Consider the following 26,711-nt stretch of genomic DNA (forward strand, 5'->3'; position numbering starts at 1 on the left):
ACCAATTATGTCTAACTGTCTGCAACTGGACCATGTCGATTACGCTTACGGCGCGGCGAAGATCCTTGTTCTTTCGGATGTCAGCGCGGATTTCGAATCCGGGAAGATGTATGCGATCACAGGCCCGTCCGGCGCCGGCAAGAGCACGCTGCTGTCGCTGCTGGCCGGCCTGGACGCCCCCTCCCGGGGAGTGGTCCGCTTCGAAGGGGAGGACATCGCCACATCGGGCTATGCGAAGCACCGTCGAGAGCACGTGTCCCTGGTGTTCCAGGACCATAACCTGATCGACTACCTCACCCCCGAAGAGAACCTGCGGCTGGTCAGCACCAAGGCCGATATGAAGATCCTCGAGGAACTGGGTTTGAGCCGTGAGGAATCCAAGCGCAACATCATGCACCTGTCGGGCGGCCAGCGTCAACGGGTGGCGGTCGGCCGCGCGCTGGTCGCCCCGGGCCGCGCGATCCTCGCGGACGAGCCGACGGGCAGCCTCGACCCGAAGATGACCGACGAGGTGATTCATCTGCTGCAGCACGCCGCCCATCAGCTCGGCAAATGCGTGATCGTGGTGACGCATTCCAAGCGCGTCGCCGACTCCGCCGATGTCGTGCTGCGTCTCAGGAGCAAGAAACTGGCCCGGGTGTGACCCACCTGGGCCGGGCGGCACCCATACACCGCTTCGGCATTCTGGCACCCCGCGCTCCGGCACCCCGGCGACCACTCGCGTTGCCGGGGTGCCGTATTCGTTCTGCGACATAATGTCGTGATAATGGAACCATGCCAGTGATGAATGATGAAGTGCCCGGCGAGGGCGATTTCGACGCGGGGCGTCGACATGGCGAGTTCGACGATATCACTTCTGGCGGATTCTAGCGGTGGTTGCAACACCTGGTGTTTTTTTTGGTGTTGCAACCACCGCTAGAATCCGCCTTTCTGGTGTTCCCCGAATCCAAGCAACCACCCAAGCTCGTCGAATACTTCGGCAAGGCGCTCCCCTATGCCATGACCGGCCTGCTGGTGGTATACGCGCTACGCAACACGCCGATCCTGACCGGTTCGCACGGCATTCCGGAACTCATCGCCTGTGCCGTCATCACATTGCTGCATCTGTGGAAGCGCAACATGCTGCTTTCGACCGCCGGCGGCACCGCGGTGTATATGCTGCTGATACAGCTGGTGTTCTAGGAGCATGCCTGGCGGCGAGTCCCGTCAAGGATGGATGAGGAACCCGCCGCCCAACCTGCCGCAGAACCGTCACTCGAACGGATACTTCAGCCCCCACTTTGCCCGCAGCTCGTCCATGAGCTCGACGATGCGCAGCGAATCGGCGTGCGGCATCTCGGCGCACTCCTCGCGCCCGTCGAGAATCGCGTTCGCCGCGGCGGCGACCTGATACTCGTAACCGGTCAGCTGCGCCGGCACATCGTAATGCTCCGCCACGGCATGGTCGGCGCCGTACACGTCGATCGCTTCGATGTTGTTGATGTTGCGGCACACCACGTACCCCTTGTCGCCCCAAATGCAGCCCGCACGGTCGGAGCAGGCGAGCATCGACGACGTGGACACCGCCATCACGCCATTGGCGTAATACAGCGTGGTCGAGTTCTGCGCGTCCACGCCGGTCGGGGCGTATGGCGTCATCGACGTCTCGACGCGCTCGACCGGCACCTCGCCGTGGCCGCCCATCACCATGTCGATGAAATTGAGCGGGTACACGCCGACGTCGAGCAGCGCCCCTCCAGCCATCGCGGGATCGCTCATACGCGCCTTGCCCGACACCGGATAGCACAGGTTCGCCGAAATCGACCGCAGCTCGCCGATCGCGCCGGAGGCCACGATCCGGTCGACGATGGCCCGCGACGGCATGTAGCGCGTCCAGATAGCCTCCGTGCACAGCAGACCGCTGCCATCGGCCGCATCGAGCAGCGCACGGGCCTGCGCGGCGTTCGCGGTGAACGACTTTTCGACCAGGATGTTCTTGCCGGCCTTCAGGCAGGCGATGCCCTGCTCGGCGTGCAGGCTGTGCGGCGTGGCGATATACACCAGATCCACGTCCGGGTCGGCCAGCAGCTCGTCATACGAGCCATACGACACCGGGAACCCGTATTCGGCCGCGAACGCCGCGGCCCTGCCCCCGTCACGCGCGGCGACCGCATACGGCGCTACCAGACCGGCATACCGCGGGTCCGCCGCCATCGCCACCAGTGTTCGCGCCATCGAATGCGCGATGCGCCCGGCGCCCAGAATCGCCACGTTGACGCGCAACCCCTGCGCTTCGGCCTCGGCACGTCTGCCGTTCAGTCTGCTCATCATTCCTCCTCGAACGTTCCGATACATGTTCCGATGGAATACGCGGGTATCCCCGCGAAACCGGCTGTCAATGCACCAGAATAATCCGGCGAACGGTATCCGCCCCGGCTCGCCGCGGCGCAATCCGGCGAATATGACGCGACGCGCCCGGCAGTCATGCCAAGGTGCGTCGCGTTTCATCGCATCTCGTCGCGTGCCGTCGCGCTCCGGCGGCCGGCCGCATGCCGTCATCCGATCTGCCGTTCCACCCAATCGACGATGTACGGCGCGACCTCCTGAATCTGGCCGATGGCCACCTGGAACTCGCGGGACCCGCCATACCAGGGATCCACCAGGTCGATGGAGTCCTCGCGGCCGGCCGCCGGCTTGGGCAGGTTCGGGTCGAAACTGCGGTACATGTGCACTTCGGCGCGCTTGGAGGACGGCAGCTGCCGCAGCAGCGCGCGCATATGCGAGGCCGTCATCGGCAGGAACAGGTCGGTTTCCTCGATCTCCTCGCGCGTGACGCGATGGGCGAAATGATGCGTGGGGATATCATACCCGTCGGCCCGCAGCACGCGCACGGCGCGCGGGTCGATAGGATGGCCGTACTCCTCGTCGCTCACGCCGCTGGACAGGACGCGCACGCGGTCCTCCCCTATCCCACGCGACTCGAATTCGGCGCGAAGGATGATCTCCGCCATGGGCGAACGGCAGATGTTGCCCGTGCACACGGTCATCACGGTGTATGGGTGCTGCTGTGTCATGATGGCTCCTGATGGTTTCCGATGGGTGCCTGTGCGTAAGGCGCCCGGTGAACTTGCGCGCGCGGCGATTCAGCCGATCTTGCGATAGGTGACGAAGCGGTACCGCTTGATTCCGCTGTCGTCCTTCTGCGTTCTCTTCCAATGGCCGGGGTCGGCGACTTCCCACAGGCCGGCGTCGACCAGAGCGTCCATATCGGGCGCATACGTGTCTGCGTCCACTGAGGTCTGGATCTTCGTCACGAACGCCTTGCTGGCGAAAGGCAGCGCCTCCTGGAAGACCTGCGCTCCACCGATCACCCAGATCTCGCTGCGGTCAAGCCCGTCGTCGGGAATGGCCTCCTGCCGCGCGATGTCGAGCGCCGCATCCAGATCGGTGACGACCGTGGCACCCAGCGCCAGATACTGGGGATTGTGCGATACCACGATGTTGTCACGATTGGGCAGCGGACGGTACTTCACGTTCAGTGACTCCCATGTCCTGCGTCCCATGATCACCGGGTGAGAGACGGTGAGCTCCTTGAAACGTTTCATATCCTCCGGCAGATGCCAAGGCATGCCGCCGTCGAACCCGATGGCACCGGGACGGCCGTCTTTGTCGTCAGCTTCGGCCCAAATCAGGTTCACTGAAAACGTCTTGGGAAAGTCATCACCCCAATCATCGGCTTTCTCCTGCCCGGCGAACCCGGGCTCCGGTTCGTGATAGCCGTTGCGGCTACTATCATGCTCCATTTCATTCACTCCTTGAATCGGACTGGGACAATAGTGTAACGGTCGGTTCAGACCGCAACCGGCGCCTTGATGGTGGGATGGTGCCGGTAGTCGACGATCGTAAAATCCTCGTACTGGTAGTCGAACAGCGAATCGGCCTTGCGGATCTCGATCTTCGGATACGGGTACGGCTCGCGCGACAGCTGCTCCAGCACCTGGTCGACGTGATTGTCGTAGACATGGCAGTCGCCGCCGGTCCAGACGAATTCGCCCGGTTCCAAGCCGGCCTGCTGCGCGATCATCATCGTCAGCAGCGAATACGAAGCGATGTTGAACGGCACCCCGATGAACATGTCGCACGAACGCTGGTACAGCTGGCAGCTGAGCCGCCCGTCGGCCACGTAGAACTGGAACAGGGCGTGGCAGGGCGGCAGCGCCATATTCTCGACCTCGGCCGGGTTCCATGCGCTGACCACCATGCGACGGGAGTCGGGGTGGTTGCGGATCAGGTCGAGGACATTGCCGATCTGGTCGATGGTGCGATTCGGGTCTTCGGGGGTCGGCGCGGGCCAGCTGCGCCACTGCACACCGTACACGGGACCGAGGTCGCCGTTCTCGTCCGCCCAGTCATCCCAGATGTGCACGTTGTGCTCCTGCAGCCAGCGCACGTTGCTGCTGCCCTTGAGGAACCACAGCAGCTCGTATGCCAGTCCCTTGAAGAACACGGTCTTGGTGGTGAGCAGCGGGAATCCTTCTGACAGGTCGAAACGCATCTGCTGCCCGAACAGGGATATCGTTCCCGTGCCGGTGCGATCGGACTTGAGCGTGCCTTCGAGCATGATCCGGCGCACCAAATCCTCGTACGGCGTGGGGACGTCACTGTGAGGACGGGCGGGGATACGGGTGCGGATATCTGCGAGTTGTTCCGGTGTCAAAGCCATGCCCCCAGTGTAACGACAGCGGCTAACAGCCCGACGCGAGTGGCGGAGACGACGGACGGCAGCGTGCGATGGATGCGGTAGCGTCACGCTGCGCGGGTACCGTCACTGTGTGCGCCCTCGCACACAGTGACGGTACCACAAACCCCAGTGTTTCCAGCGGTTTCCAAGAAACCGTCACGCCGCGAACCCGCACAGCGTGACGGTACCCGCACAGCGTGACGCCGAAACATGGCATGCACAGGCGATTCGGAGATGAAACGCCGGACGAGACGGGGGTAGACGCCCCAAACCAGACCCAGATCAGACCAAAGTACCCATCGAGCAGACGTGCTCGGGCCGGAGGGGCGTCCAGCCGAACGCGCATCACGACCCATGGCGAACGATTGTGGTCTACATTAGAGGTATGTGTGACGCGGCAGGCGCGTCATGACGACTACACGAGGAGATACGCATGGGCAAGCGACTTTGGGTCGAGCGCAACAAGGATGGTTCATGGGATGCGTTCAGCGATGACGGCGCTCACATCAAGTTCGGCAAGGGCCGCGGAGTGTTCACCCCCGGAGACCTGATGAAGATCGCGCTGGCGGGCTGTGCCGCGCTGTCCAGCCAGTTCGCCATCGAGCACACACTCGGTGACGGCAAGGGCGCGAGGATCGTCGTGGACGGCACATATGACGCCGACAGCGATGCCTACATCAACTTCAACGAGCAGGTCGTAGTGGATGCCACTGACGCGAAGCTGAGCGAAGAGGATGCGGACAAGCTCAAGGAGCGTGTCACGCGCCACATCGAAAAGGGCTGCACCGTCAAGCACACCTATGTGCAGGAGACGCCGGTGCGCATGGACGTGACGGTTCGCCGCTGAGGCATCGCGGGGCTCCTCCCCTGTCATATAACGGCACGGAGGAGTTCATGCTACCGCGTCCGCGGCACGAGCGCCGGCACAACAACATCGTGGCCCCGCCGGGCATCGAGTCCGGCGGGGCCACTGCATGTATCAGAGCCGAATCAGGCCTTGTGCTCGGGGTCGATGACCGAATCGATCTGCTCGACGACCTCCGGCTGCGCGGCCGGCACCGGCAGCTCCTCGACACCGCCGATGGACTCCAAGGGCTTCGGCTCGACATCGGCCGGCGAGCTCGGAACCGTGTCAAGACGGGATTCCGCGGCTTCGACGTACTTGCGGGGTACGACATACACCGGGCCGACGGCGTGCTGGATCAGTCCCTGGCTGGTGGAGCCCAGCAGCAGGCCGGTGAACCCGCCGCGGCCGCGGGAGCCGACGACGACCACGTCATGGTCATAGCTGGCCTTGGTCAGCGCCTGCACGGCGTTGCCCGGCACCACGGTGCGGGTGATCTTCAGATCGGGGTAGGACTCCTCGATCGGCTTGATACGCACCTCAAGATCCTCCATGAAGGATTCCATCACGGCCTTGTCGCCGTCCGAGCCCTGCACCTTCGGCGCGGCGGAGATCACGTCGAGTTCGGCACCCCACATGTTGGCGAACGAGGCGGCGATGTCCAGCGCCTTCAGACCCCACTTCGACTCGTCGGAGCCGACCGCCACCTTGGTGATCGTGTTGTTCAGGTGCATCAGGTTGCCGTCGTCGTCGGTATAGGGCACGACGACGATCGGGCAGTACGCGTACGCGGGCAGCGACGAGCTGGTGGTGCCGAGCAGGCGCTCGGCCAGTCCGCCCTTGCCGCGATTGCCGATGACGATGAGATTGTAGTTGCGCGACAGCTCGACGAACACGGATGCCGGGTCACCGGTGACGATCAGCGTCGCCGCCTCGACGCCCTGCTCATCGGCGATGGCCTTGGCCTTGGAAAGAATCTCCTGTGCGTCGCTGTGCGCCGCGTTGTCATCACCCATCGCGGTGTACGTGGCGTCGAACGACACTGCGGCGTAGCTGGGCAGCGAATACGCGCATACGATCTGCAGCGTCAATCCCGCATGCTTGGCAAAATTGGCGGCCCACCACGTGGCCTTGTAACTGGCATGAGAACCGTCCACCCCAACCAGAATCGCCTTTTCGTTGATCATGGCAACCTCCTTAAGGTAACACCGATGCAGCGGCGCATCGGGTCATAGTTCCTAGAATACCGCGTACGCGTCAGGATGCGGGATGAACATCAGTCATTTTGCCGATTGAGAACAATGCCACATTCCTGGCGTCGGTGTGTCATAACGCGCGGCAGCGCAGCGGAAGCGGGCACGGCATCGTCGCCGCATCACCTGTCGAAAAAGCACGACAGCGCCCCAATGGAGGCGCTGTGCAGTGCGAAATATCGTTCGAAGACTCTTCGACCGGAAGCAACCGGCTTAGATGATTCGATAATACTCGAAGGAAGCGTATACGGGCACGATGGACACGCTCTTGCCGGGGCGCGGCGCGTGAATCATCAGACCGTTGCCGACGTAGATGCCCACATGGCCGGATCTCCACATCAGGTCGCCCGGCTGGGGATCGCTGACCGTCGTGCCGTGAGCCTGAGCCCACACACGCTGCTGATAGTCGATACGCGGCAGGCTGATGCCGAACTTGGAGTACACGTACTGCGTGAAGCCCGAGCAGTCGAATCCCGACGGCGTGGTGCCGCCGTACACATAGGGCACGCCCTGGAACTGGGAGGCGTAGGCGACCACGCCGGCACCATTGGCGCTGACCGGGGCATCGACCGCACCGTCATTGGAGACGGACGATGAGCTGGTGCTGCTGGTCGCGGCCGATGCGCGGGAACGGCTGACCTCCGCCGCCTGCAGGCGGGAGGCTTCGGCGGCGGCCTTCTCGGCGGCCTTGCGCTCCTCTTCGGCCTTCTTGGCCTCTTCCTCGGCCTTTTTCTCGGCCGTGGACTTGGTTTCGGGCACGTTCAGGGATTCCACACCGCCCCAGCTTTCGCTGTCATCGGAGCTGACCGATACGATCTCCTTGAGCAGATCCTTACGCGCGGTGTTCATCTTCGGGAACGAGCGAGAAGAGGTAATCGCCTTCCTGCTCGCATTATCGGAACCGGCCAAGGCGACAGGCACCGATACCGTGAACAACGCCACCGCAGCTGCTGCGGCGGTGATAGTCGAAATAATCTTCTTGCAAATCATCATCGAGGCATGATTGTAGCACACAGGCATGCATCTTCGCCTGAGAACATTCACGATAGGAAATCACGCCATATCGGCGACATCACGGGAAAACCGGCAATCTTCACACGACCGGCGCGACACTCCCGGGAGAATAATAGAGATGAATCTCACTGGCGGGGACCGAAGACCCGCCGAAAATCAGTAGTGGATGTACTGGAAGTCGTTCACGTTGGAAAGGGTGCGGGATGCCGGCTTGCCGTTCAGCGAAGCGCCGCACTCCGAGACGGTGACCGTGCCGTCAGCGTTGATGCTCTCCACGATGGCGACATGGCCATACACGGAACTCGCGCCTTCCTGGCCCGCGCGGAACACCATGACGTCGCCCTTGTGGCGAGGCGTGTTGTCCACCCAGTAGCCGTGCGCACGAGCGGAGTTCGCCCAGTCCTGACCATTGCCGAAATATGATCCGACGGGCAGGCCGAGCTGATGGCGACGCAGGTACGCCCACCACGTGCACTGGCTGAACGCATAGGCGAGACCACTGTCGCCCGTGGCATGGTTCGGGTTGAATCCTTCGGGCAGCTTGCCGGCATCCTGGTCGACCAGCACCGCGACCTGCGGGTTGTTCGCCAGGGAGCGGGACAGCTGGCTCACGTCGATGGCGGAGTTCTTGTCGTTCAGCTCCCAGTTGCCGTTATTGGTGGTCTGCACGAATTTGGCGTCGGCGATCGTGTTGCTCGTCTTCGCGTCGGCCGCGCCGCTCGTGGCCGCGGCTGCGGTCTGGTCGGAGGCGATGGGGCCGAGCTCGGTACGGGATTCGGAACGCGAGACCGTCGAACCGGTCACGCGGGCCAGCTGAGTGGTCGTCGTGGCGGGATCGTCGGCCAGCAGACGAGAGTTGGACGACTGCTGGATATTGGAAAAGGCCAAGGCGGTGGCCGCAGTGCCGACCAGAGCCGCAAGGGATGCGGATGACATCATGTACGACTTGCGCTGCGCGGCCTTCGCGGTCTCGCGGATGGCCCGGCGGGTCATCGGGGCGACCTCGTTCAGCTTGGCTGCAAAAACGGGGTCGATGGCGAGCGCCACGGCATCGCCGTTGGCCGCCTGCACGGCACGCACGGCCCTGGCCGTGTGGGAACCCCGGGAGGAGCGGAATAACGCCGAGGGGCTGGTGCGCTGAACGGAATCCTTATTGGCCTTATGCGCAGCATGCCTCATACTTTTTGCTCCTTTAATATCATCGCGATGCGGCCTTCCGAAGACGCCGCACGTTCATCACGGTTGACCAGCTTACCGCGGGGTGCGGCCATCGGCAACCCGACCGCATCCGACACATGAACGCCGACTCCTATCAATCCGCATCATTGGCTAGTGTTGAGCATATGGACAATATCGTGAACATCCCGTCCTCAATGAAGCCCGAAGACGGACGATTCGGCTCCGGCCCCAGCAAGATCCGCCCCGAGCAGGTGGACGCGCTCGAACGCGGCGGCAAGACGCTCCTCGGCACCTCACACCGGCAGACGCCGGTGAAATCCCTGGTCGCCTCCATCCGTGAAGGACTCGGCTCGTTCTTCTCCCTGCCCGACGGATATGAGATCGCGCTCGGCAACGGCGGCGCAAGCGCCTTCTGGGACATCGCCTGCGCGTCGCTCATCGCCGGCAAGGCCGCATTCGGCACATACGGCTCATTCAGCACGAAGTTCGCCAAGTCGGCGCAGAGCGCGCCCTTCCTCGACGACCCCGTCATCTTCGCGGGAGAGCCGGGCACCTATCGGCTCCCCGAGCGCACCGACGGCGTGGACACCTACGCGTGGGCGCACAACGAGACCTCCACCGGCGTGTCGGCACCGGTGCGGCGCGTGGAAGGCAGCGACGAGCAGAACGCGATCGTCGTGGTCGATGGCACCAGCGCTGCCGGCGCGTTGCCGGTGGATGTCAGCCAGACCGACGCGTACTACTTCTCCCCGCAGAAGGCGTTCGGCTCCGACGGCGGCCTGTGGATCGCGGTGCTGTCGCCGCGCGCCATCACACGTGCGCAGCAGGTCGAGGGCGAAGCCAAGCTCGAAGGCTCCCGCCGTTGGGTTCCGCCATTCCTCTCGCTGACCTCCGCGCTCGACAACGCACGCAAGGATCAGACCCTGAACACGCCGTCGGTCGCCACGCTAATCATGCTGGAGAACCAGGTGCGCTGGCTCAACGAGAATGGCGGCATGGCCTGGTCCACGGCACGTTGCGCGCAGTCCGCCGCGCTGCTGTACGAGTGGGCGGAGCGCAGCGAATACGCCCGGCCGTTCGTCGCCGACCCGGGCTCGCGCTCCAATGCGGTCGTCACCGTCGACCTGGATGACGCGGTCAGCGCCAAACAGGTCATCGCCGCGCTGCGCGAGAACGGCATCGTAGACACGTCCGGATACCGCAAGCTCGGGCGCAACCAGCTGCGCATCGGCGTGTTCCCCTCGGTGGAGCCGTCGGACGTGGCCGCGCTCACCGCATGCATCGATTACGTCGTCGAGCACCTGTGACGGACGCGGCAGCAAGAGCCGCCCGATCATCAAGGACTGAACGCTCGGGCGGGTGCCGGTGTATGTACCGCCACCCGCCCGATTCATCCCATGCGCTAAGGTATATAGGTATGAAATTCGCAGCCATCATCAATCCTGAAGTACGCAAGCCGGCACCGAAACCTGTGCGCGTCGACCTGCGCAAGACGTTCCTCATCGGCTGCGTGCTGTGGTCGGTCGCGCTGATCGTCAGCGCGATACTGCTCGCGTGCGGGCTGGATGTGCTGCAATTGCTCATCATGTGCGCGGCCGGACTGGTCATCGGCGTCATGATGCTGGTATGGGAGCATTTCGACCGCTGGGATTACCGGCGTCTCGGCAACTGAGCCGTATCAGTCCCCCACCGGCAGCGACAGCGTGAACGTGCTGCCCTGCCCGGGAGCGCTCCACACCGTCACATCGCCGTGATGGGCGAGCGCCGCATGCTTGACGATCGCCAATCCCAGACCGATGCCGTCGGCCGTGCGCTCGTTCTGGTTGGAACCGCGGTAGAACCGTTCGAAGATACGGGGCAGATCGGCCTTCGGCACGCCCTCGCCATGATCGATGACACGCACCACGGCGTTCTTCCCGTCCGGAGACAGGGCGACGGAGACGCCGACCGCCCCGCCTGGGTGTGAATACACGATCGCATTCTCCACCATCTTGCGCACGGCCATGCGAATCTGATCGGCCTCCCCGTGAATCATCACGGGGCTCTTGCCGCCGACCCGCACCTGCACCCCGGCATCCCGCGCAGCGCCGGCAAGATCATCCACGGCCCCGGAAACCTGCGAGAACAGGTCGCAACGGTTCGCCTCCGAAGCCGTCACCGGCTCCTGAGCCTTAATCAGCATCAGCAGGTCAGAGATCATGCGGTCGAGCCGCACGCAGGAATGCCGCACCTGCCGCGCGTGGTTCGCCAGCTGCTCGTGGCTCACGTCCGCGCTCTCCAACGAATCGGCCAGCCGCTCCAGCGCGCGGGTCGGTTGCAGCAGCTGTTCGGAGACGTTCGATATGAACGAGTCTCGAATCTGAGCGAACCGGATCGACTCGCTGACATCGTTGATCAGCACGAGCACCAGATGGTCGCCGATGCGTCCCACCGTCACCTTCAGCCAGTTCGGCCGAGACGAGGCCTCTGCGGTCAGGCCGTCATCGGCAGCCGCGGCACCGAATCCGTTCATCGTCATGAACTGCTCCGGCGTCTGAGTCTCCAGGTCGAACGAGCACCGGGAACCGTCCTTCATCACCTTGTGCACCGCGTCAAGCAACGTAGGTTCGATCAGCGTGTCATCACGCACCAAGCCGAGTCTATAGGCCGCAGGATTGGCACGGACCACCTCGTCCTGATCGTCCACCACGACCGACGCCAGCGAGAGCATCGACAGCACCAGCTGGGTGGAGTCATCCAGATCATCGGCCGGCTCGTCATCCTCCTGACGGCGGCGCGCGCCGCGACGCCGAGACTGCAACGACGGCAAGCGGTCATTGCTGCGCAGCGCGTTCATGATGACGGGCTGCAGCCGGTCCGCGATGAAAAAGCCGATTCCCGCCAATGCGGCCAGCGCCAATAGCGCGAAAACTACAAAAATCCATACCGACGGCTGAAACTGAGGCATGGTTCCATTGTCTCACACCGAGAGGCGACATGCGGCGAACGTGAATTCCGGGTGAACTAGCCAATGAATTTTGAGACAATTTCAAGAACCTGACCGCCAAGCGCTAGGCAAACACAACTTATGCGGCTTACACTTGATAGAGGTTCCATCAAGAGCAACTACATAGCATGAAAGGCTACAACAATGCGCGTTATTTTTGACGAGGAGCTCAAGGCCGTTGCCGATGACCTCGATCGCATGGTGCAAGACGTGCGCAAGGCCATCAACGGGGCCGGAGACGCCTTGCTGAAGCAGGATATCGAAGCCGCCCAGAGCGTCATCGACGGCGACATCGAGATCGATGCCCTCGAATCCAGCGTCATCGACCAGTGCATCCGTCTGCTCGCCAAGCAGAACCCGGTGGCGACCGACCTGCGAGTCGTCGTATCGACGCTGCGGCTCGCCGCGACCTTCGAGCGCATGGGCGATTTGGCGAAGCACATCGCCGAAGCTGCACGCCGCATCTACCCCGAACCGGCGCTGCCGGCCGAGGCCACGGAGCTGTTCACCGAGATGCAGCAGTTCCTGTCGATGACCGCCGACCGCATCGTCGTCATGCTGCAGGACCGCGACGCCAAAACCGCCGAGGAGATCATCCTCGACGACGACAAGCTCGACGCGCTGCACCACAAGACCTTCGACCTGGCTCTGTCCGACAAGTGGACCGGCAGCCGTCAGCAGCTGATCGACGTCGTGCTGCTCGGCCGCTTCATGGAGCGTCTCGGCGACCACGCCGTGTCAGCCTCCCGCCGCGTCGTGTACATCGTGTCCGGCTTCGATCCGAGCAAGGAGCCATCGCGCGACGAGGACGGCGCCGTCGAGTGACGACGACCGCGGCGATGCCGTCACCGGCATTCCGCCATAACTGAACTTCTCTCCACGGAGAGTCCCATGAACGGCGAGACGGCCACGGCTGCTCGCCGTTTTTGTATGCCCCGACGGGCGGTGCGCGGCTTGGAACCCGGATCATAGACTCCATCGCGACGTCACCGTGCGTGAGTTGCGTCACCGCGCGCGCCCTCGCAGCGTGGCACCCCGCACGAGTCACGCTTCGCTGCGCTCCCAGTCAGCGGAAGCGGGAATGGTGCGAATCGGCGAGAAGACGGACACGACCATGCCCGCCGTGGCCAGCGCGCACACCACGGCGGCGATCAGCGTGAACCCGCCCGGCACGAACCGCAACACGCCGCCGACCACGACCGGTGCCACGGCGCCGAATACGCCGAGCAGCGTTTCGCATACCGAGGAGACGCCCCCTCGGCCTACATCACACACGTCGGCTCGTGGCCGGATACGCAAAAGGGCCGCTCCCATGAGGGAACGGCCCTATGCATCAGGCTAATGCCGGGTCAGAGAATCACTTCTGGCCCTGAGCGGCGACGGCGGCGGCACCGGCGGCGGCGGCCTCCGGGTCCAGGTACTCGCCACGCGGCTTGACCGGCTTGAAGTTCTCGTCCAGCTCGTAGAGCAGCGGGATGGCGGTCGGGATGTTGACCTTGGCGATCTCGTCCTCGGACAGGTTGTCGAGCATCTTGACGATGGCACGCAGCGAGTTGCCGTGGGCGGCGATCAGCACGGTCTTGCCGGCGCGCAGCTCAGGCTCGATGGCGGACTCGAAGTAGGGCTTGACACGCTCGACGACGTTGGCCAGGCACTCGGCTTCCGGAACCGGGTCACCGGCGTAACGCGGGTCGTGGTTCTGCGCGTACTGGTCGTTCGGGTCGATCTCGGGCGGCGGGGTCGCGTAGGAGCGACGCCACAGCATGAACTTCTCGTCACCGTACTCCTGACGAATCTCGGTCTTGTTCTTGCCCTGCAGAGCGCCGTAGTGACGCTCGTTGAGACGCCAGTCACGCTGAACCGGAATCCACAGGCGATCGGCGGCATCCAGTGCGATGTTGGCGGTGTTGATGGCACGACGCAGCAGGGAGGTGAAGACGATGTCCGGCAGGACGTTCTTCTCCTTGAGCAGCTCGCCACCACGCTTGGCTTCGGCTTCGCCCTGCTCGGTCAGCGGGACGTCCACCCATCCGGTGAACTGATTGGTCTTGTTCCATGCGCTCTGTCCGTGACGGAGCAGTACTAGTTTGTAAGTCATAACTCGCAGTCTACCGCTCAGCCCGGCCAAATTCGAGCCTTTGTCCACCGTTTCGCCGAGCGCTTGCGCAGGAATACTCACACCATCAGCGAAATCAGCAGGATGACGGCGAAGAACGGGGGCTGGAAGCAGGCGTCCGACAGCGCTTTGCGGAATTCCTTACGGCCCGTGCTGGTCACCATGCGCCACGGCACGCCGATGCCGGACAGCATGAGGATGCCGCCCCACGGCGTCCACAGCAGCATCACCACCCACACGCCGATCGCCCATGCGACGACGCAGCAGACGCCCAGCATCACGCGGGCGCCACGCTCCCCCATGCGCACTGCGAGCGTGCGCTTGCCATGCCGGCGATCCTCGTTGATGTCACGCAGGTTGTTCACCATCAGTATCTGGCATGACAACAGCCCCGCGACGACCGCGCACAACACGCCGAGCACGCTGACCGAACCGCTCAGCGCATACTGCGTGCCAAGCACGGCGGCCAAACCGAAGAACAGGAACACCGAGAGTTCGCCGAATCCCGCATATCCGTACGGATGCTTGCCTCCGGTGTAGAACCAGCCGGCCAGCAGGCAAAGCACGCCGACCAGCAGCAGCCACCACGCCTGTGACAGGACGACGGCGACGAGGCCGCACACGCAGGCCAGCAGAGCGCTCACCACGGCGGCGACGAGCACATGCTTCGCCGGAACCAGGCCGGACGCGGTCAGCCGCATGGGCTTCTTGGTCTTCTTCTCACTGCCGCCGCGGCCCTCATCGACACCGCGGATGCCATCGGAATAGTCATTGGCGTAGTTCACCGCGATCTGCAGTAACACGCCCACGCACACGCACAGCAGCGTGACGAGCCAGAACCGAGACATCATCGCCTGCGCATCGGCGGTGACCGCCGCGCATTGCGACGTGTCGGACCGGGTCTGCGCGCAGTTGAGATCGCCCACGATCACCGGATACGCGCAGCATGCGCCCACCACCACGGAGGACAGGGAGGTCGTCAAGGTTTTCGGGCGTGCGCCGGATATCCACAGTTTCACAGTCATGCAGTCCAGTGTACGTGCCTTTCACGGATTCCGTGGATATGTCGTCATGATCATCCGCCGACATCAGCACGTCCCGCTGGCGGGGGGCTGTCGGCACAGCATCGATACATAAACAGGCGGGGCTCCACGCACACACGCGTGGAGCCCCGCCATATCATTTCAATCGGTCATCGCCGCAGTCCGCACGCAAGGCCGGCAGCGGCCCGCCGCACGTTTACTGCAACGCCAGCGGCTTGACCAGCGGGAAGGTGATGGTCTCGCGGATCGTGGCACCGGTCAGGGCGATGAGCAGTCGGTCGATGCCCATGCCCATGCCGCCCGCCGGGGGCATGCCCACGCCGAGGGCCTCCAAGAAGTCCTCGTCGATGTCGCAGGCCTCCTCGTCACCGGCCAGCGCATCCTTGGCCTGAGCCACGAAACGCTCGCGCTGCACGATCGGGTCGTTGAGCTCGGAGTAGCCGGTGGCCAGCTCGAAGCCGCGCACGTAGAGGTCCCACTTCTCCACCACGCCGGCCTTGTTGCGGTGGCCCTTGACCAGCGGGGAGGTCTCGACCGGGAAGTCGCGCACGAAGGTCGGCTCGTATAGCTTGTCCTCGTAGAAGTGCTCCCACAGGTGCTCGACGAGCTTGCCGTGGTTCTCAACGTCGTCACGCTCCACGCCGAGCTTGTCGGCGATCTCGCCCAGATGCTCCACGGAAGTGCCGGGGTTGTCCGGCCCGCCGTTCGGCACGATCTCTTCGCCGAGCGCCTCGGAGAGCGAATCATACATGCTGATGGTCTTCCAGTCGCCGCCGAAATCGTATTCGGTGCCGTCGAGCAGCGTGACCTTATGGGAGCCGAACACGTCCATCGCGGTCTTCTGCACGAGCTCCTTGACCAGCTGGCCGATGGTGTCGTAGGTGCCGTACGCCTGGTAGGCCTCGACCATCGTGAACTCGGGGGCGTGCGTGGCGTCGACGCCCTCGTTGCGGAAGTCGCGGTTGATCTCGAACACGCGGTCGATGCCGCCCACGAGGCAGCGCTTGAGGAACAGTTCCGGCGCGATGCGCAGATAAAGATCCAAGTCGAAGGCGTTCATGTGCGTGGTGAACGGACGGGCGGCGGCACCGCCGTGGATAGTCTGCAGCATCGGCGTCTCGACCTCGAGGAAGTCGTGGTCATCGAACGTGCGGCGCAGCGAGGCGACGGCCTTGGACCGGTTGCGCACCATGTTGCGCACCTTCTCATCGGCGATCATGCCGATGTACGGCTTGCGCGTGCGCGTGTCGTCGTTCAGGTCCTTGTGCAGGGCGGGCAGCGGCTGCAGCGCCTTGGACGCGATGGCCCATTCGGTGGCGAACACCGACAGCTCGCCGGTCTTGGACGCGATCACGCGGCCGCGCAGGTACAGGTGGTCGCCGAGGTCCACGAGCTGCTTGAACTGCTTGAGCGAGTCAGCGCCGATCTCCTTCTTGGAGATCATGCCCTGGATCTTCGTGCCGTCGCCGGCCGACAGCTGCACGAAGCACAGGCCGCCGCCGTTGCGCAGAAACAGGACACGCCCGGCGATGCCGACCACGTCCTCGGTCTCCTGACCGGCTTCAAGCTTGCCGTCATACTTGGCGCGCACGGCCTCGATGGTGTCGGTCACGTCGAGGTGCACCGGGTAGGGCTGCATGCCGGCCTCAAGCATCATCGCGCGCTTGGCGACGCGCATCTGCACCTGCTCGGGGTGCGCGAGCGGGCCGAACTCCTTGTTGGAGGGATCGACGGCCTCGTCCAAAGTTGCGCCGGCGCCGATGCGGTCGCGGATGGCTGCGTCCTGTCGCAGCAGCATCTCGGCACGTTCGACCGTGGTCATGACGGGAACAGCGGGCGCCGTCTCGTCGTCGTTCAGGGATTCGGGGGTTTCTTGCGTCTGACTCATAATGTCACAGTGTAATGAGACGGCGATACACGCCGAGAGTCCGTTGATATTCCGCGGTTTTCGGGATGCCACGCCACGCCGGTTTGGCTTGTCCGGGATTTCGTTGTATTATAGCCTGCGTTGCCAAAACGGGCTGTAGCGCAGCTTGGTAGCGCGCTTCGTTCGGGACGAAGAGGCCGCGGGTTCAAATCCCGCCAGCCCGACAACATGAAGGCCAGATCGCATCAGCGGTCTGGCCTTCTTCTTACCGGTGGCTTGGCAGCTCCCGCAGTCTCACACTGCGGGACCACCACAACCATCAGCGACAATCACAACAAACGACACCCACGCGCGGGCACGCCCGCGAGATGTGATGAAGAGGGAACCATGAAGAAAAGCCTGCTTGCCTTGGCTTCCGGCGCGTTCATCCTCGGCGCGGCCGAATTCGTGATGATGGGCATCCTGCCCCAGACCGCCGAGGCGATGCACGTCGATATCCCGACCGCCGGCCATTTCATTTCCGCCTATGCGATCGGCGTGTGCATCGGCACGCTGATTCTGGTGTTCGGGCGCAAGATCCCGCCGAAGCAGCTGATCATCATGTTCATGGCGATCGCCTTCGTCGGCAACGCCCTGTCGGCGTTCTCCGCCAATGCGCCCATGCTGCTGGCTGCCCGTTTCATCTCGGGACTGCCCCACGGCGCGTTCTTCGGCACCGCCACGCTGATCGCCAAGACCGTGGCCGACAAGTGCAAGGAGGCGCAGGCCGTCTCCGTCATGGTCACCGGTCAGACCGTCGCCAACATGATCGGCGTGCCGGCCGGCACGCTGATGTCGGAGTTCCTGTCATGGAGGCTTGCGTTCATCGTGCTCAGCGTCTGGGCCGCGATGACCGTGTTCCTCGCGCTTGCCTGGGTTCCCGCCATCGCGCCGGTGAAGGACGTCGGTCTGGCCGGCCAGTTCAGGTTCCTCCGAAAGCCTGGACCGTGGCTGATTCTGGGCGCGGTGTTCACCGGCAACGCCGGCGTGTTCTGCTGGTGGAGCTACGTGTCGCCGTGGCTGCAGAAGACCGGCGGATACGACAGCGACATGGTGCCGTTCCTGATGATGCTCGCCGGATTCGGCATGGTGGTCGGCGGCATCATCGGCGGGCGCATCACCGACAACTGGCGTCACGCGGGAACCGCAGCCCTCGGGCAGGCGATCTCCGGCGTCGGTCTGCTGCTGGTGTTCCTGGTGCCCGGCAACCATGTGAGCGCCGCCATCTTCACGTTCTGGATCGCGTTCGGCCTGTTCTTCATCTCCGCCCCACAGCAGCTGCTGATGACCGAATCCGGCAAGGGCGGCGGCGAGCTGCTGGCCGGCGCGGCCGTGCAGGTGGCGTTCAACTTCGGCAACGCGGTCGGCTCGATGGTCGGCGGCGGCATGCTGAACTTGTCAGGCATGAACTACCACTTCACCGCATTGGGCGGCGTGCCGTTGGCGGTCATCGCGGTGGCGCTGCTGACCATATACTCCATGCGTCACGAGACGCACACCGACGCGCTGGAGCGTATGCGCGAGATCACGGTGTGAGTTTCGCGGGATATAGGCTCTCAAAACTCGCAGATACAAGTGGAATTTCGCTGAATCACCGGTATATCTGCGAGTTTTGAGAGCGGGGGTTTGTTATATAGCTCACATCACACGCCGAAAACGTCATCACCAAGGCTTCCTAGACTGGTAGAAACCGGTTTCATGGCAAGGAGATGACATGGACGATGATGCACTGATGGCGAAGCTGATGGCCGCGTTCGACGATGACGCGGCACCGGACCAAGCCGGGGACGAACCCCGACCTTCCGAGCAGCCTTTTGACACGCAACGGTTCCTCGCCGGGCTCGACGCGATCTTCGACGCGCACGCCGCCGCCAAGGCAGGGCCGTACCTGGAGCAGGCCATGATCGACGCGGAGAACGCCGGCGATGACGCCGGGCTGCTCACCGTGCTGAACGAGACGATGGGGTTCTACCGCTCGCAAGGCCGACACAAGGAGAACCAGTGGATCGTGCAACGGGCGCTGGAGCTCGCGACCCGTATGGGCATCACGGGCACCGAGGCATGGACGACCACCCTGATCAATGCGGCCACCGCCATGCGGGCGGCCGGCCAGTACGACCAGTCCGAGGATCTGTACAAGCAGGCGCAGGCGTCCAGCGAGCGCACGCTCGCCCCCAGCGACCGGCGACTCGCCGCCCTGCACAACAACCTGTCGATGCTGTACAGCGAGACCGGGAAAACGCATCAGGCCGAGGTGGAGCTGGGCGAGGCCCTGCGCATACTGGAATCGTCGAGCCCGGATGCCGAAACCGACCTCGACGTGGCCTCGACGCACACGAATCTGGCGTTGACGCTGCTCGCCGAAGACAAGCTGTCCGCCGCGAGCTGGCATGCGGCGAAGGCGTTGGAGATCTACCGCAACGGTCATCTTGAGCACAGCGCCCATTACGCTTCGGCGCTGGCCGGCTACGCGCAGGTGCGTTTTCACCAGCATGATTACGGGCAGGCGGTGAACCTGTACTGCCAGGCCCTGCAGGTCATCGAGGAATGCTACGGCAAGGACACTGATTATTACCGCATCACCGAGAGCAACCTGCGGCAGGCCGAACACGAGGCCTCCGAGCATGCCCCCGCGAATGTTTCACAGGATGTTTCACAGGATGCGAGCGCAGGTGGGAATGGTTCCGGCACGCCCGGCGCAGCACCCGCCGGCACCCCATCCGCCGCCGTTCCGTCCGCTACCGCCTCACCCACCGGCACCTCACCCATATGCGGCCTCAAGCTGGCACGCGAATGCTGGAACGCCTATGGCAAACCGCTCATCGCCGACAAATACCCGGAATATCAGGGGCGCATCGCGGCGGGACTGGTGGGCCACGGATCGGAATGCTACGGGTTCGATGACGATCTCTCGCGCGACCATGATTTCGGCCCACGCTTCTGTCTATGGCTCACCGACGAGGATTATGCGGCGATCGGCGAGCGCCTTCAGGCCGATTACGAGGCGCTCCCCCAATCGTTCATGGGATATGGCCCGCGCGAGTCCACCGCCAGGGCGCAGGGTGCAGGCAGGCGCGACGGAGTGTTCCGCATCGGCGATTTCTTCGAGTCGATCACCGGATACCGTCAGGCGCCAAGCACCAACAACCCGCACGAGTGGCTGATGCTGGATGAGGCGACGCTTGCCGCCGCCACCAACGGCGAGGTGTTCGCCGACCCGTTGGGCAAGTTCCTCGACACCCGGCAGGGGTTCAAGACCATGCCGGAGGACGTGCGGCTGGCGCTGATATCCAAGCGTCTGGGCATGATGGCGCAGGCCGGGCAATACAATGTGCCGCGCATGCTCACGCGCGGCGACGGTGCGGCCGCCTGGCTGTCGATCGGCGAGTTCGTGCAGGCGGCGGCATCACTGGTGTTCCTGCTCAACAATCCGATCACCGTGGGATACCTGCCGTATTACAAGTGGCGGTTCGCCGCGCTTCGGCGGCTGTCGTCCCGCATGGCGACGAGGCTCGCCGATGTGTGCGGGCAGCTGGAGACGCTGCTGCGGCTGAGCTCCGCCGCCTGCTATGGCGGTGCCGGTTTCGGCGAGGGCGGCAAGGGGTCGGCACCGGTCGCCGAGAAGATATCCCAGACCATCGAGCACGTCTGCGCCGAGGTCGTAGCCGAGCTGCGCCGAGAGGGACTGACCGGCAGCGACGAGACGTTCCTGGAGTGGCAACGGCCATATGTCGAGGAGCACATCGCCAGCGACGCGGCTTGTCTGCATTCCCTGTGACAGGGCGTGACCGGCACGGGCGATGACGGCGGCAACGGCGATAACGGACAACGGGAAAGAGGCGGCGGATGAGCGACCAGCTGATCGAGCGGATAGTGCGTCATGAATGGGATCAGTTCCAGCGCACGAACAACGAGGGCGGGCGGGCCGCCTGCCAAGGCAATTGGCCGGTGTTCCGGCAGATGCGCACGAGCCAGTTCATGACATGGACCGATCCGCTGCTGGACAGTTATCTGGCCGATCTGGTCGAGGCCGAGCGCGTCGGGCGCAATCTGGTCACGGAGAAGTACGGCCGCATGATGGAGTCCACGGCACCGCAGGATTTCCATGACAACATCGAACCGTACATACCCCGATTGAGCGACGAACGTATCGCGACGCAGGAGCATGTCATCGCGACGCAGGTGGCGTGGGCCGAGGACTTCCGCGCCCGCTACCCGAAACTCGGCCGGGCCATGCGCGTGCTGCGCACCGCGGAGGACACCGCGCAATCCACGTCGTTCGAAACATATCTGCGCGGGGAGCTCGGCACCTACTCGGAACGCACGATGGCCCTGTACCGGCGTTTCGTCGACGATCTGCTCCGGAAGGGTCGGAACCTGACCGAGGAGACGATCGCCCACACCGTCGCCCTCGCTGGGTTCGCCGATCTCGCCGAAGCGGAGGCCGCACAGGGCTGACGCGGGAATCGGTGCCTTGCCGGCAGGGCCGCCGGCAAGGCACCGGTCGATATGTCACTCGCCGTGGGGCGTTCGTGCGTTGCGCGCTATCTTTGCCAGAGACCAGATGATGGCGATCAGGATCAGTGCCCCGCCGACCACCGCGCACCCGATGGCGAACATCACGCGGGGATCCATATCGAACCATGCGAGCACGCCATTGGGGAACCTCACTCCGAACAGGATCGCCACCGCGCCGACCAGCAGCATGAACACACCCAATGTCAGTGTGGCGGCGCTCGGCCCTGTCTTGCGGATGACCGGACGCACCGGCACGTCCCGCGGCACTTGCACGTAATTGGAGCCCGCGCCCGGCTGGGCCCAGGGACCGGCCGGAGCGGCGTATGCAGGACCCGCATCCGGGCGGTTCGGTCCGTATCCGTCATGCTCTCGCGGGGGCTGCGTGCTGTACAGCGGAATCTGCTGAGATGCCGGACCGGGCTGCTCTGTATCACCCGCGGCGAAGGCCGTGGCGGCATCAGGCTGTTGCGTGGCGCCCGCGTCTGTGGATGGCGCTGCGGCAAGAGGCTGCCCTTTGTAAGGAACATCGCCGGCCGTTGTGGCTCCGGCCGGAACATCGCCGGTTCGCCGATCGGAAGCGGCGGCGGGACTCCCGAATGCGTCGGCGGCAGGCTCGGTCTCGGTCTGGCCGTCATCCACGGGGGCCGCCGATTCGTCCGAAACCGCCCCGGCCGCAAGTGGTTCGGCAGACAACTTCTCGGTCGACGCGGAGTCAACCGGCAACGACTTGGTCTCGGTCTGCGGCACCGCGACCTTTTCTACCGGCATCGCCTCTGTCTCGGCAACCGGCAGCGTCTGTGTCGGCTCGACCGGCAACGCCTGCGTCGGCTCGACCGGCAACGCCTGCGTGACGGCAGAAGCCTGTTCGGACACGCCGCCGACCAGTGTCGGCAAAGCCTCGGTCTGCTCGAAATCCGCAGGCATCGCCTCGGCATTCGGAAGATGCCGTGTCATATCGTGATCGTCATTCATGATGTGCTCCTCGTATCATTCGTCCGCAGTGCTCACAGGGCGTCATCGGATGAGCATCCGCCGCTGTCATCGACATAACGGACGGCCACTTTCCCCTCGATGGTGTACGGCACGTTGATGATCAGTTCGGGCCCGCCTTCAGGAATGGTGCTGTAATCGAGGTTGGATGCGCCGCCGTCGCACGCCGGCTTCTCACCGGAACGGCCCGAGAACGTGTTGTCCAGGCGCAGGAAATCGTATCCCCACTGGTTTCTGGTGATCGTATACCGGCCTCCGATAGAACCGACGAGCCGATACCCGTCGCTGCGCTTGCCGAACGCAAAGCTGCATCCTTGCGGCAAAGTCAGAATCACCCGGGCCCGATAGGCCGAGATGCGCAGGTCCCCGACCGGACACGTCGATTGCCTGACCTTTCCGTCGACATCCGTCACCTTGTGGGGGCTGATGCCGGGCACGCCATCTCGCGTCAGATCTATGCTGACGCGGTCGTCGCCGTAATTCGTGCCGACGAACCGCACGCCCTGTTGCAATCGGGCGATCTGCTGATCGGTGGCGCCATATTTCGTGACTCCGTGAACATTGACCAGCGTGCCGCCTTCGGACTGCATGGCATCCACCGTATAGCTGTAAGCGACGTTGACGCCCAGTACGCAGACCGCGACGAACGCGGCGGTCCAGGCGAGCGGAATCAGGCCTCCGGAGCGGCGCCCCATCAGTCCAAGCACCGTTATGACAGCACCCAGAGCCAGGCAGACGCCGCCAATCCACAGCGTGAGCACACGGGTCATCGATTCGATGGATGAGTTGTCGTTTGCCAGCATCAGAACCGCACTGGAGACGAGCATCAGCCCGATCATGCCGATGACGATGGCGAAACCGGCCGGCTTGCGGCGCTCGTATTTCGGCGGAGGAGGCCCCGCCGATGGGCGATACGGAGACGACTGGTACGGCATGGAAGGATGTGCGGGCCGATCGGCGGTATGGGGCTGGCCGAAGCCGTATCCCGGAGCGGGCTGCTGGAACGGCTGACGCACCGACGCTCCGGAGGACTCCGCTGCACTTCCCGCGGCTTCCGGCGCGGCGGGCCCTGATGAGCCAGCCGTGCCGGCATCGGCCGCCTGCTCTCCCGTGTCCGCACCGTCATAGGCGTATGACGAGGCCGGCCATCCGCACCGGTATGAGCCGTTCTCAGAATCGCCGGTACCGCTGACGCCGCTGACGCCGCTGCCCGACCCGTATCCGCCATGCCGCCGGTTGGCGTTCTGCACCAGGGCCCACAGCACCAGCGCCGCGCACAGGGCCGCCGCGAGACCGGCACCGGGGACGGCGACCGCCAGCATCATCATGATTATCACGCCAAGCATGTTCCAATCCCAGCGCCCGTCGATCAGCTCCTCGCCGAGGATACGGCCATCCCGCGCATCGGGCAGCAGCGCCCATGCGATGGCGTACAGCGCCAAACCGAATCCGCATAGCACCACGCTCGCCAGCACCAGTGCCCGCACCAGAGTCGGGCTCCATCCCACGCGCTGCGCGATGGCGCTGCACACGCCGGCGATCCACCGGTCGTCGCCGCGCTCCATCGCGCTGCCGCGGATCCACGAGAAGAACCGGTCGCTCTGCCGCTTCGGCTTCGGCTGGGGTCCGGGCGCAGGAGAACCGTACGGATTTGAACCGTACGAATCCGAACCATTCGTGCCGGGGCCGGCGGCGCCACCCGCGTCATAGGCATACGTTGTATCGTTCATGCTTCCATTACAGCAGCAACCGGCCGCCGCACGCATCGGGGGACACCCTGATTGTTCCCTGAACCGGGGCGTTATGCCCCATGTCGTCTTCCCCGGAGGCGCACAATGGAACCATGACCCAGCCGAACAACCCGTACCGGCAGCCGCACGCGCCCCGTCGGACGCAATGGCAGGCCCGCCGCGCCCAACCGCCGTCCGCCACGCCGAGCCTACCATTGATGCGCCCGCGGAACGGGCGCGTCCTCGTCGGCGTGTGCCGTGGCGTGAGCCTACATCTGGGAGCGCCCGTATGGCTGGTGCGACTCGCGTTCGCCGCGGCCGCTCTCGCGTTCGGGGCCGGCGTCATCGCATACGTGTTCCTGTGGATGTTCATGCCGGTCGGCGATCCCGTCGCCGCCGCGCAGGCCATGTCGGATGCGGCCTCGACAGGTTTCGCCGAGCCGCTCTCCCGCGGTAATGCGGCATACGCCGGCACCGCGGGTGACAGTGGACGCAGCGACGCCGACGACTCCTCGGAGGGACTGGCGGCGGCTCTGCGCCGCGCCCCGAAACCTTCACTGGTGGCATTGGCCGGTCTGGTGTTCATCGCCATAAGCGTGCTGCTGTCGTTTGCCGGCGGACGGGAGCTGATCGTGCCGCTGGCCGTCGCCGTCGGCGGCCTCGGACTGGCATGGTCGCGGTTCGACGCGGACGAGGGCAAACTGCCATCGATGCTTGGCGGCATCGTTCTTCTGTTCGTCGGCTATGCGATCTTCGTGTTCACCAGCACGGTTCCGGGGTGGGGCGCGTCCCCTCGCCGCATCATCATCGGCGGGTTCGTACTGCTGGCCGGCACGGCTCTGGCGATCGTGCCTTGGGTGAGCACGCTCATCCGCTCCCTATCCACCGAGCGCGCACTCAAGGAGCGTGAAGAGGAACGTGCCGACATGACCGCGCACCTGCACGATGGCGTGCTGCAGACGCTCGCCCTGATCCAGCTGCACAGCGACGACCCGCAGACCGTGTTCTCGCTCGCCCGGCAGCAGGAGCGCGAACTGCGCGAATGGCTGTATCAGGAACGCACCACATCGGACCGTTCGGTCAGCGCCGGGCTGAAGGCCATAGCCGCGCAGACGGAAGACGAGCACGGCAAACCGATCGAAGTGGTGACCGTGGGCGACGCGAGGCCCAGTGCCCAGACCGACGCGCTGCTCGATGCCACGCAGCAGGCGCTCATCAACGCCGTGACGCATGGCGGCGAGCCCATCTCCGTGTATTGCGAGGCCGGCGCCGACAAGGTTGAGGTCTTCGTGCGCGATCATGGCGATGGGTTCGACGTGAACGCGATTCCCGAGGGTCGGCTCGGCATCCGCGAGTCGATCATCGGGCGGATCCGACGACGGGGCGGTACAGTGGAGATCGTATCGAGGCCGCATTGGGGCACCGAGGTGCGCATGCACATGCCGGTCGCAGGCGGACGGCAACCGAACCAGCGGGGCGATGCCACGAACGCCGGCGGGCAGCATGGACGACCGCCATCCGGCGCGGCATCATACACACGCACGCAGAGGGAAACATGATTCGACAGGTGAAGCATATGGGTCAGGCAGACAGCACAAGCATCGGACCGACATCAGGAGCGGATGTGAGGCAAGGGGCGGCCGGTGAGTTCGGCAGCGTGGAGTGCAACGACGTGGAGTCCGGCAGAGCCACTGATACGGATACCACTCCCCGCGAAGCTGCGGCGACGCCGATTCGCGTGGCCGTCGTCGACGACCATGAGATGTTCCGCGCCGGTGTCATCGCCACGCTGCAGCCGTACTTCCACATCGTCGGGCAGGCCGCCGACGTGGAAGGCTCGATCGCGATGATCGCCGACATCAGACCGGACGTGGTGCTGCTCGACGTGCACGTACCCGGCGGCGAGGGAGGAGGAGGCGCGGAGATCCTCGCCAAATCGCAGCCGCTCTCCCCCGCTTCCGCGTTCCTGGCGCTGTCGGTGTCGGATTCGCCGCAGGACGTCGGCTCGGTGATTCGTGCCGGCGCACGCGGATACGTTACCAAAACCATCACCGGCGACGATCTGATCTCATCCATCAAGCAGGTGCACGAAGGGTATGCGGTGTTCTCGCCGAAACTGGCCGGATTCGTGCTGTCCGCCTTCCAGGGGGCGCCGATGGACGGGGCCGGCGGCGTGCAGGGCCGCGACGAGGAGCTGGACCTGCTGTCAGGCCGCGAGCAGGAGGTCATGCGCCTGATCGCCCGCGGATACACATACAAGGAGGTCGCCGCCGAATTGTTCATCTCCATCAAGACCGTGGAGACCCACATGTCAAACGTGCTGCGCAAATTGCAGCTGTCCAACCGCACTGAACTGACCCGCTGGGCAGCCGACCGCCGCATCGTATGAGGCAAGGCACGACCGGCGCGGCG

25 protein-coding genes, 1 tRNA gene and 1 pseudogene are annotated in these 26,711 nt (G+C 64.4%); 13 read left to right on the plus strand and 14 right to left on the minus strand.

Going from position 1 to position 26,711, the window contains the following annotated elements:
* The first annotated feature begins 7 nt into the window (after positions 1-7).
* The 3 genes and pseudogenes from MMB49_RS07555 to MMB49_RS07565 all read left to right on the plus strand — a co-directional run bounded on the left by MMB49_RS07555 (position 8) and on the right by MMB49_RS07565 (position 1,182).
* A complete protein-coding gene (locus tag MMB49_RS07555) occupies positions 8-643 on the plus strand; it encodes an ABC transporter ATP-binding protein (RefSeq protein ID WP_013390186.1) in 636 nt (211 codons plus the stop codon).
* Positions 644-774: 131 nt separating this feature from the next.
* A pseudogene (locus MMB49_RS07560) lies at positions 775-867 on the plus strand (DUF4916 domain-containing protein); the annotation flags it as partial.
* Positions 868-888: 21 nt separating this feature from the next.
* Positions 889-1,182: a branched-chain amino acid transporter permease gene (locus tag MMB49_RS07565; RefSeq protein ID WP_022173470.1), complete on the plus strand. Its 294-nt coding sequence runs from the start codon at positions 889-891 to the stop codon at positions 1,180-1,182.
* A gap of 69 nt (positions 1,183-1,251) precedes the next feature.
* Here MMB49_RS07565 and MMB49_RS07570 read toward each other — a convergent pair whose 3' ends face one another.
* From MMB49_RS07570 to MMB49_RS07585, 4 genes are all read right to left on the minus strand, one after another.
* Positions 1,252-2,307: a Gfo/Idh/MocA family protein gene (locus MMB49_RS07570; protein ID WP_013390188.1), complete on the minus strand. Its 1,056-nt coding sequence runs from the start codon at positions 2,305-2,307 to the stop codon at positions 1,252-1,254.
* Positions 2,308-2,534: 227 nt separating this feature from the next.
* Positions 2,535-3,053, minus strand: coding sequence for a low molecular weight protein-tyrosine-phosphatase (locus MMB49_RS07575; RefSeq protein ID WP_047270787.1), 519 nt, complete (start codon positions 3,051-3,053; stop codon positions 2,535-2,537).
* A gap of 69 nt (positions 3,054-3,122) precedes the next feature.
* Positions 3,123-3,782 carry a dihydrofolate reductase gene (locus MMB49_RS07580; protein ID WP_003818243.1) on the minus strand — a complete coding sequence of 220 codons (660 nt, stop codon included), beginning with the start codon at positions 3,780-3,782 and terminating at the stop codon, positions 3,123-3,125.
* A gap of 47 nt (positions 3,783-3,829) precedes the next feature.
* A complete protein-coding gene (locus MMB49_RS07585) occupies positions 3,830-4,702 on the minus strand; it encodes a thymidylate synthase (RefSeq protein WP_013390190.1) in 873 nt (290 codons plus the stop codon).
* A 451-nt stretch (positions 4,703-5,153) separates the two neighbouring features.
* On the opposite strand from MMB49_RS07585, the gene MMB49_RS07590 reads away from it, so the two are divergent.
* Positions 5,154-5,567 carry an OsmC family protein gene (locus tag MMB49_RS07590; RefSeq protein WP_003814687.1) on the plus strand — a complete coding sequence of 138 codons (414 nt, stop codon included), beginning with the start codon at positions 5,154-5,156 and terminating at the stop codon, positions 5,565-5,567.
* 143 nt (positions 5,568-5,710) lie between these two features.
* On the opposite strand, the gene MMB49_RS07595 is transcribed toward MMB49_RS07590, so the two are convergent.
* The 3 genes from MMB49_RS07595 to MMB49_RS07605 form a co-directional block, all read right to left on the minus strand.
* Positions 5,711-6,751 carry a universal stress protein gene (locus MMB49_RS07595; protein WP_022173468.1) on the minus strand — a complete coding sequence of 347 codons (1,041 nt, stop codon included), beginning with the start codon at positions 6,749-6,751 and terminating at the stop codon, positions 5,711-5,713.
* A gap of 279 nt (positions 6,752-7,030) precedes the next feature.
* The gene (locus MMB49_RS09550) at positions 7,031-7,810 is read right to left on the minus strand and encodes a C40 family peptidase (RefSeq protein WP_269800527.1); all 780 of its coding nucleotides are present in this window, start codon (positions 7,808-7,810) and stop codon (positions 7,031-7,033) included.
* Between the two features lie 177 nt (positions 7,811-7,987).
* On the minus strand, positions 7,988-9,010 hold the full coding sequence (locus tag MMB49_RS07605) for a CHAP domain-containing protein (protein ID WP_013390193.1): 1,023 nt from the start codon (positions 9,008-9,010) through the stop codon (positions 7,988-7,990).
* Positions 9,011-9,174: 164 nt separating this feature from the next.
* On the opposite strand from MMB49_RS07605, the gene serC reads away from it, so the two are divergent.
* Together serC and MMB49_RS07615 are read left to right on the plus strand one after the other, a co-directional pair.
* On the plus strand, positions 9,175-10,317 hold the full coding sequence (gene serC / locus MMB49_RS07610; RefSeq protein WP_047270791.1) for a phosphoserine transaminase: 1,143 nt from the start codon (positions 9,175-9,177) through the stop codon (positions 10,315-10,317).
* A gap of 110 nt (positions 10,318-10,427) precedes the next feature.
* A complete protein-coding gene (locus MMB49_RS07615) occupies positions 10,428-10,682 on the plus strand; it encodes a hypothetical protein (protein WP_003818615.1) in 255 nt (84 codons plus the stop codon).
* Positions 10,683-10,688: 6 nt separating this feature from the next.
* Here the strand turns inward: MMB49_RS07615 and MMB49_RS07620 are convergent, their stop codons facing one another.
* The gene (locus tag MMB49_RS07620) at positions 10,689-11,957 is read right to left on the minus strand and encodes a sensor histidine kinase (RefSeq protein ID WP_013363820.1); all 1,269 of its coding nucleotides are present in this window, start codon (positions 11,955-11,957) and stop codon (positions 10,689-10,691) included.
* A 183-nt stretch (positions 11,958-12,140) separates the two neighbouring features.
* Here MMB49_RS07620 and phoU point away from each other — a divergent pair, with 183 nt between their 5' ends.
* On the plus strand, positions 12,141-12,821 hold the full coding sequence (gene phoU, locus MMB49_RS07625; protein ID WP_013363821.1) for a phosphate signaling complex protein PhoU: 681 nt from the start codon (positions 12,141-12,143) through the stop codon (positions 12,819-12,821).
* Between the two features lie 219 nt (positions 12,822-13,040).
* On the opposite strand, the gene MMB49_RS07630 is transcribed toward phoU, so the two are convergent.
* From MMB49_RS07630 to lysS, 4 genes are all read right to left on the minus strand, one after another.
* Positions 13,041-13,271, minus strand: a complete 231-nt coding sequence (locus MMB49_RS07630) for a hypothetical protein (RefSeq protein WP_225840953.1) — start codon at positions 13,269-13,271, stop codon at positions 13,041-13,043.
* A gap of 82 nt (positions 13,272-13,353) precedes the next feature.
* A complete protein-coding gene (locus MMB49_RS07635) occupies positions 13,354-14,094 on the minus strand; it encodes a phosphoglyceromutase (protein ID WP_003814666.1) in 741 nt (246 codons plus the stop codon).
* A gap of 77 nt (positions 14,095-14,171) precedes the next feature.
* Entirely contained in the window at positions 14,172-15,137 is a 966-nt protein-coding gene (gene menA / locus MMB49_RS07640) for a 1,4-dihydroxy-2-naphthoate octaprenyltransferase (RefSeq protein ID WP_014760590.1), read from the minus strand.
* A 214-nt stretch (positions 15,138-15,351) separates the two neighbouring features.
* Positions 15,352-17,043: a lysine--tRNA ligase gene (gene lysS, locus MMB49_RS07645; protein ID WP_047270794.1), complete on the minus strand. Its 1,692-nt coding sequence runs from the start codon at positions 17,041-17,043 to the stop codon at positions 15,352-15,354.
* Positions 17,044-17,172: 129 nt separating this feature from the next.
* Here lysS and MMB49_RS07650 point away from each other — a divergent pair.
* From MMB49_RS07650 to MMB49_RS07665, 4 genes are all read left to right on the plus strand, one after another.
* A tRNA-Pro gene (locus MMB49_RS07650) sits at positions 17,173-17,246 on the plus strand.
* Between the two features lie 163 nt (positions 17,247-17,409).
* Positions 17,410-18,597, plus strand: coding sequence for an MFS transporter (locus tag MMB49_RS07655; RefSeq protein WP_047270795.1), 1,188 nt, complete (start codon positions 17,410-17,412; stop codon positions 18,595-18,597).
* Positions 18,598-18,775: 178 nt separating this feature from the next.
* Complete coding sequence (locus tag MMB49_RS07660) at positions 18,776-20,839, plus strand: DUF4037 domain-containing protein (protein ID WP_047270797.1); 2,064 nt, start codon at positions 18,776-18,778, stop codon at positions 20,837-20,839.
* 68 nt (positions 20,840-20,907) lie between these two features.
* On the plus strand, positions 20,908-21,519 hold the full coding sequence (locus MMB49_RS07665) for a DUF4125 family protein (RefSeq protein WP_022173460.1): 612 nt from the start codon (positions 20,908-20,910) through the stop codon (positions 21,517-21,519).
* A 54-nt stretch (positions 21,520-21,573) separates the two neighbouring features.
* Here MMB49_RS07665 and MMB49_RS07670 read toward each other — a convergent pair whose 3' ends face one another.
* Together MMB49_RS07670 and MMB49_RS07675 are read right to left on the minus strand one after the other, a co-directional pair.
* Positions 21,574-22,551 carry a hypothetical protein gene (locus MMB49_RS07670; protein WP_047270799.1) on the minus strand — a complete coding sequence of 326 codons (978 nt, stop codon included), beginning with the start codon at positions 22,549-22,551 and terminating at the stop codon, positions 21,574-21,576.
* Between the two features lie 32 nt (positions 22,552-22,583).
* The gene (locus MMB49_RS07675; RefSeq protein WP_082247809.1) at positions 22,584-24,299 is read right to left on the minus strand and encodes a PspC domain-containing protein; all 1,716 of its coding nucleotides are present in this window, start codon (positions 24,297-24,299) and stop codon (positions 22,584-22,586) included.
* Between the two features lie 113 nt (positions 24,300-24,412).
* Between MMB49_RS07675 and MMB49_RS07680 the strand changes: the two genes are divergently transcribed.
* Together MMB49_RS07680 and MMB49_RS07685 are read left to right on the plus strand one after the other, a co-directional pair.
* Complete coding sequence (locus MMB49_RS07680) at positions 24,413-25,858, plus strand: ATP-binding protein (RefSeq protein WP_192829322.1); 1,446 nt, start codon at positions 24,413-24,415, stop codon at positions 25,856-25,858.
* Complete coding sequence (locus MMB49_RS07685; RefSeq protein ID WP_268253386.1) at positions 25,855-26,688, plus strand: LuxR C-terminal-related transcriptional regulator; 834 nt, start codon at positions 25,855-25,857, stop codon at positions 26,686-26,688. The genes MMB49_RS07680 and MMB49_RS07685 overlap by 4 nt, the downstream gene beginning before the upstream one ends.
* The last annotated feature ends 23 nt before the right edge of the window (positions 26,689-26,711 follow it).

The organism is Bifidobacterium sp. SKU (assembly GCF_026016405.1).
Lineage (GTDB): Bacteria > Actinomycetota > Actinomycetes > Actinomycetales > Bifidobacteriaceae > Bifidobacterium > Bifidobacterium bifidum.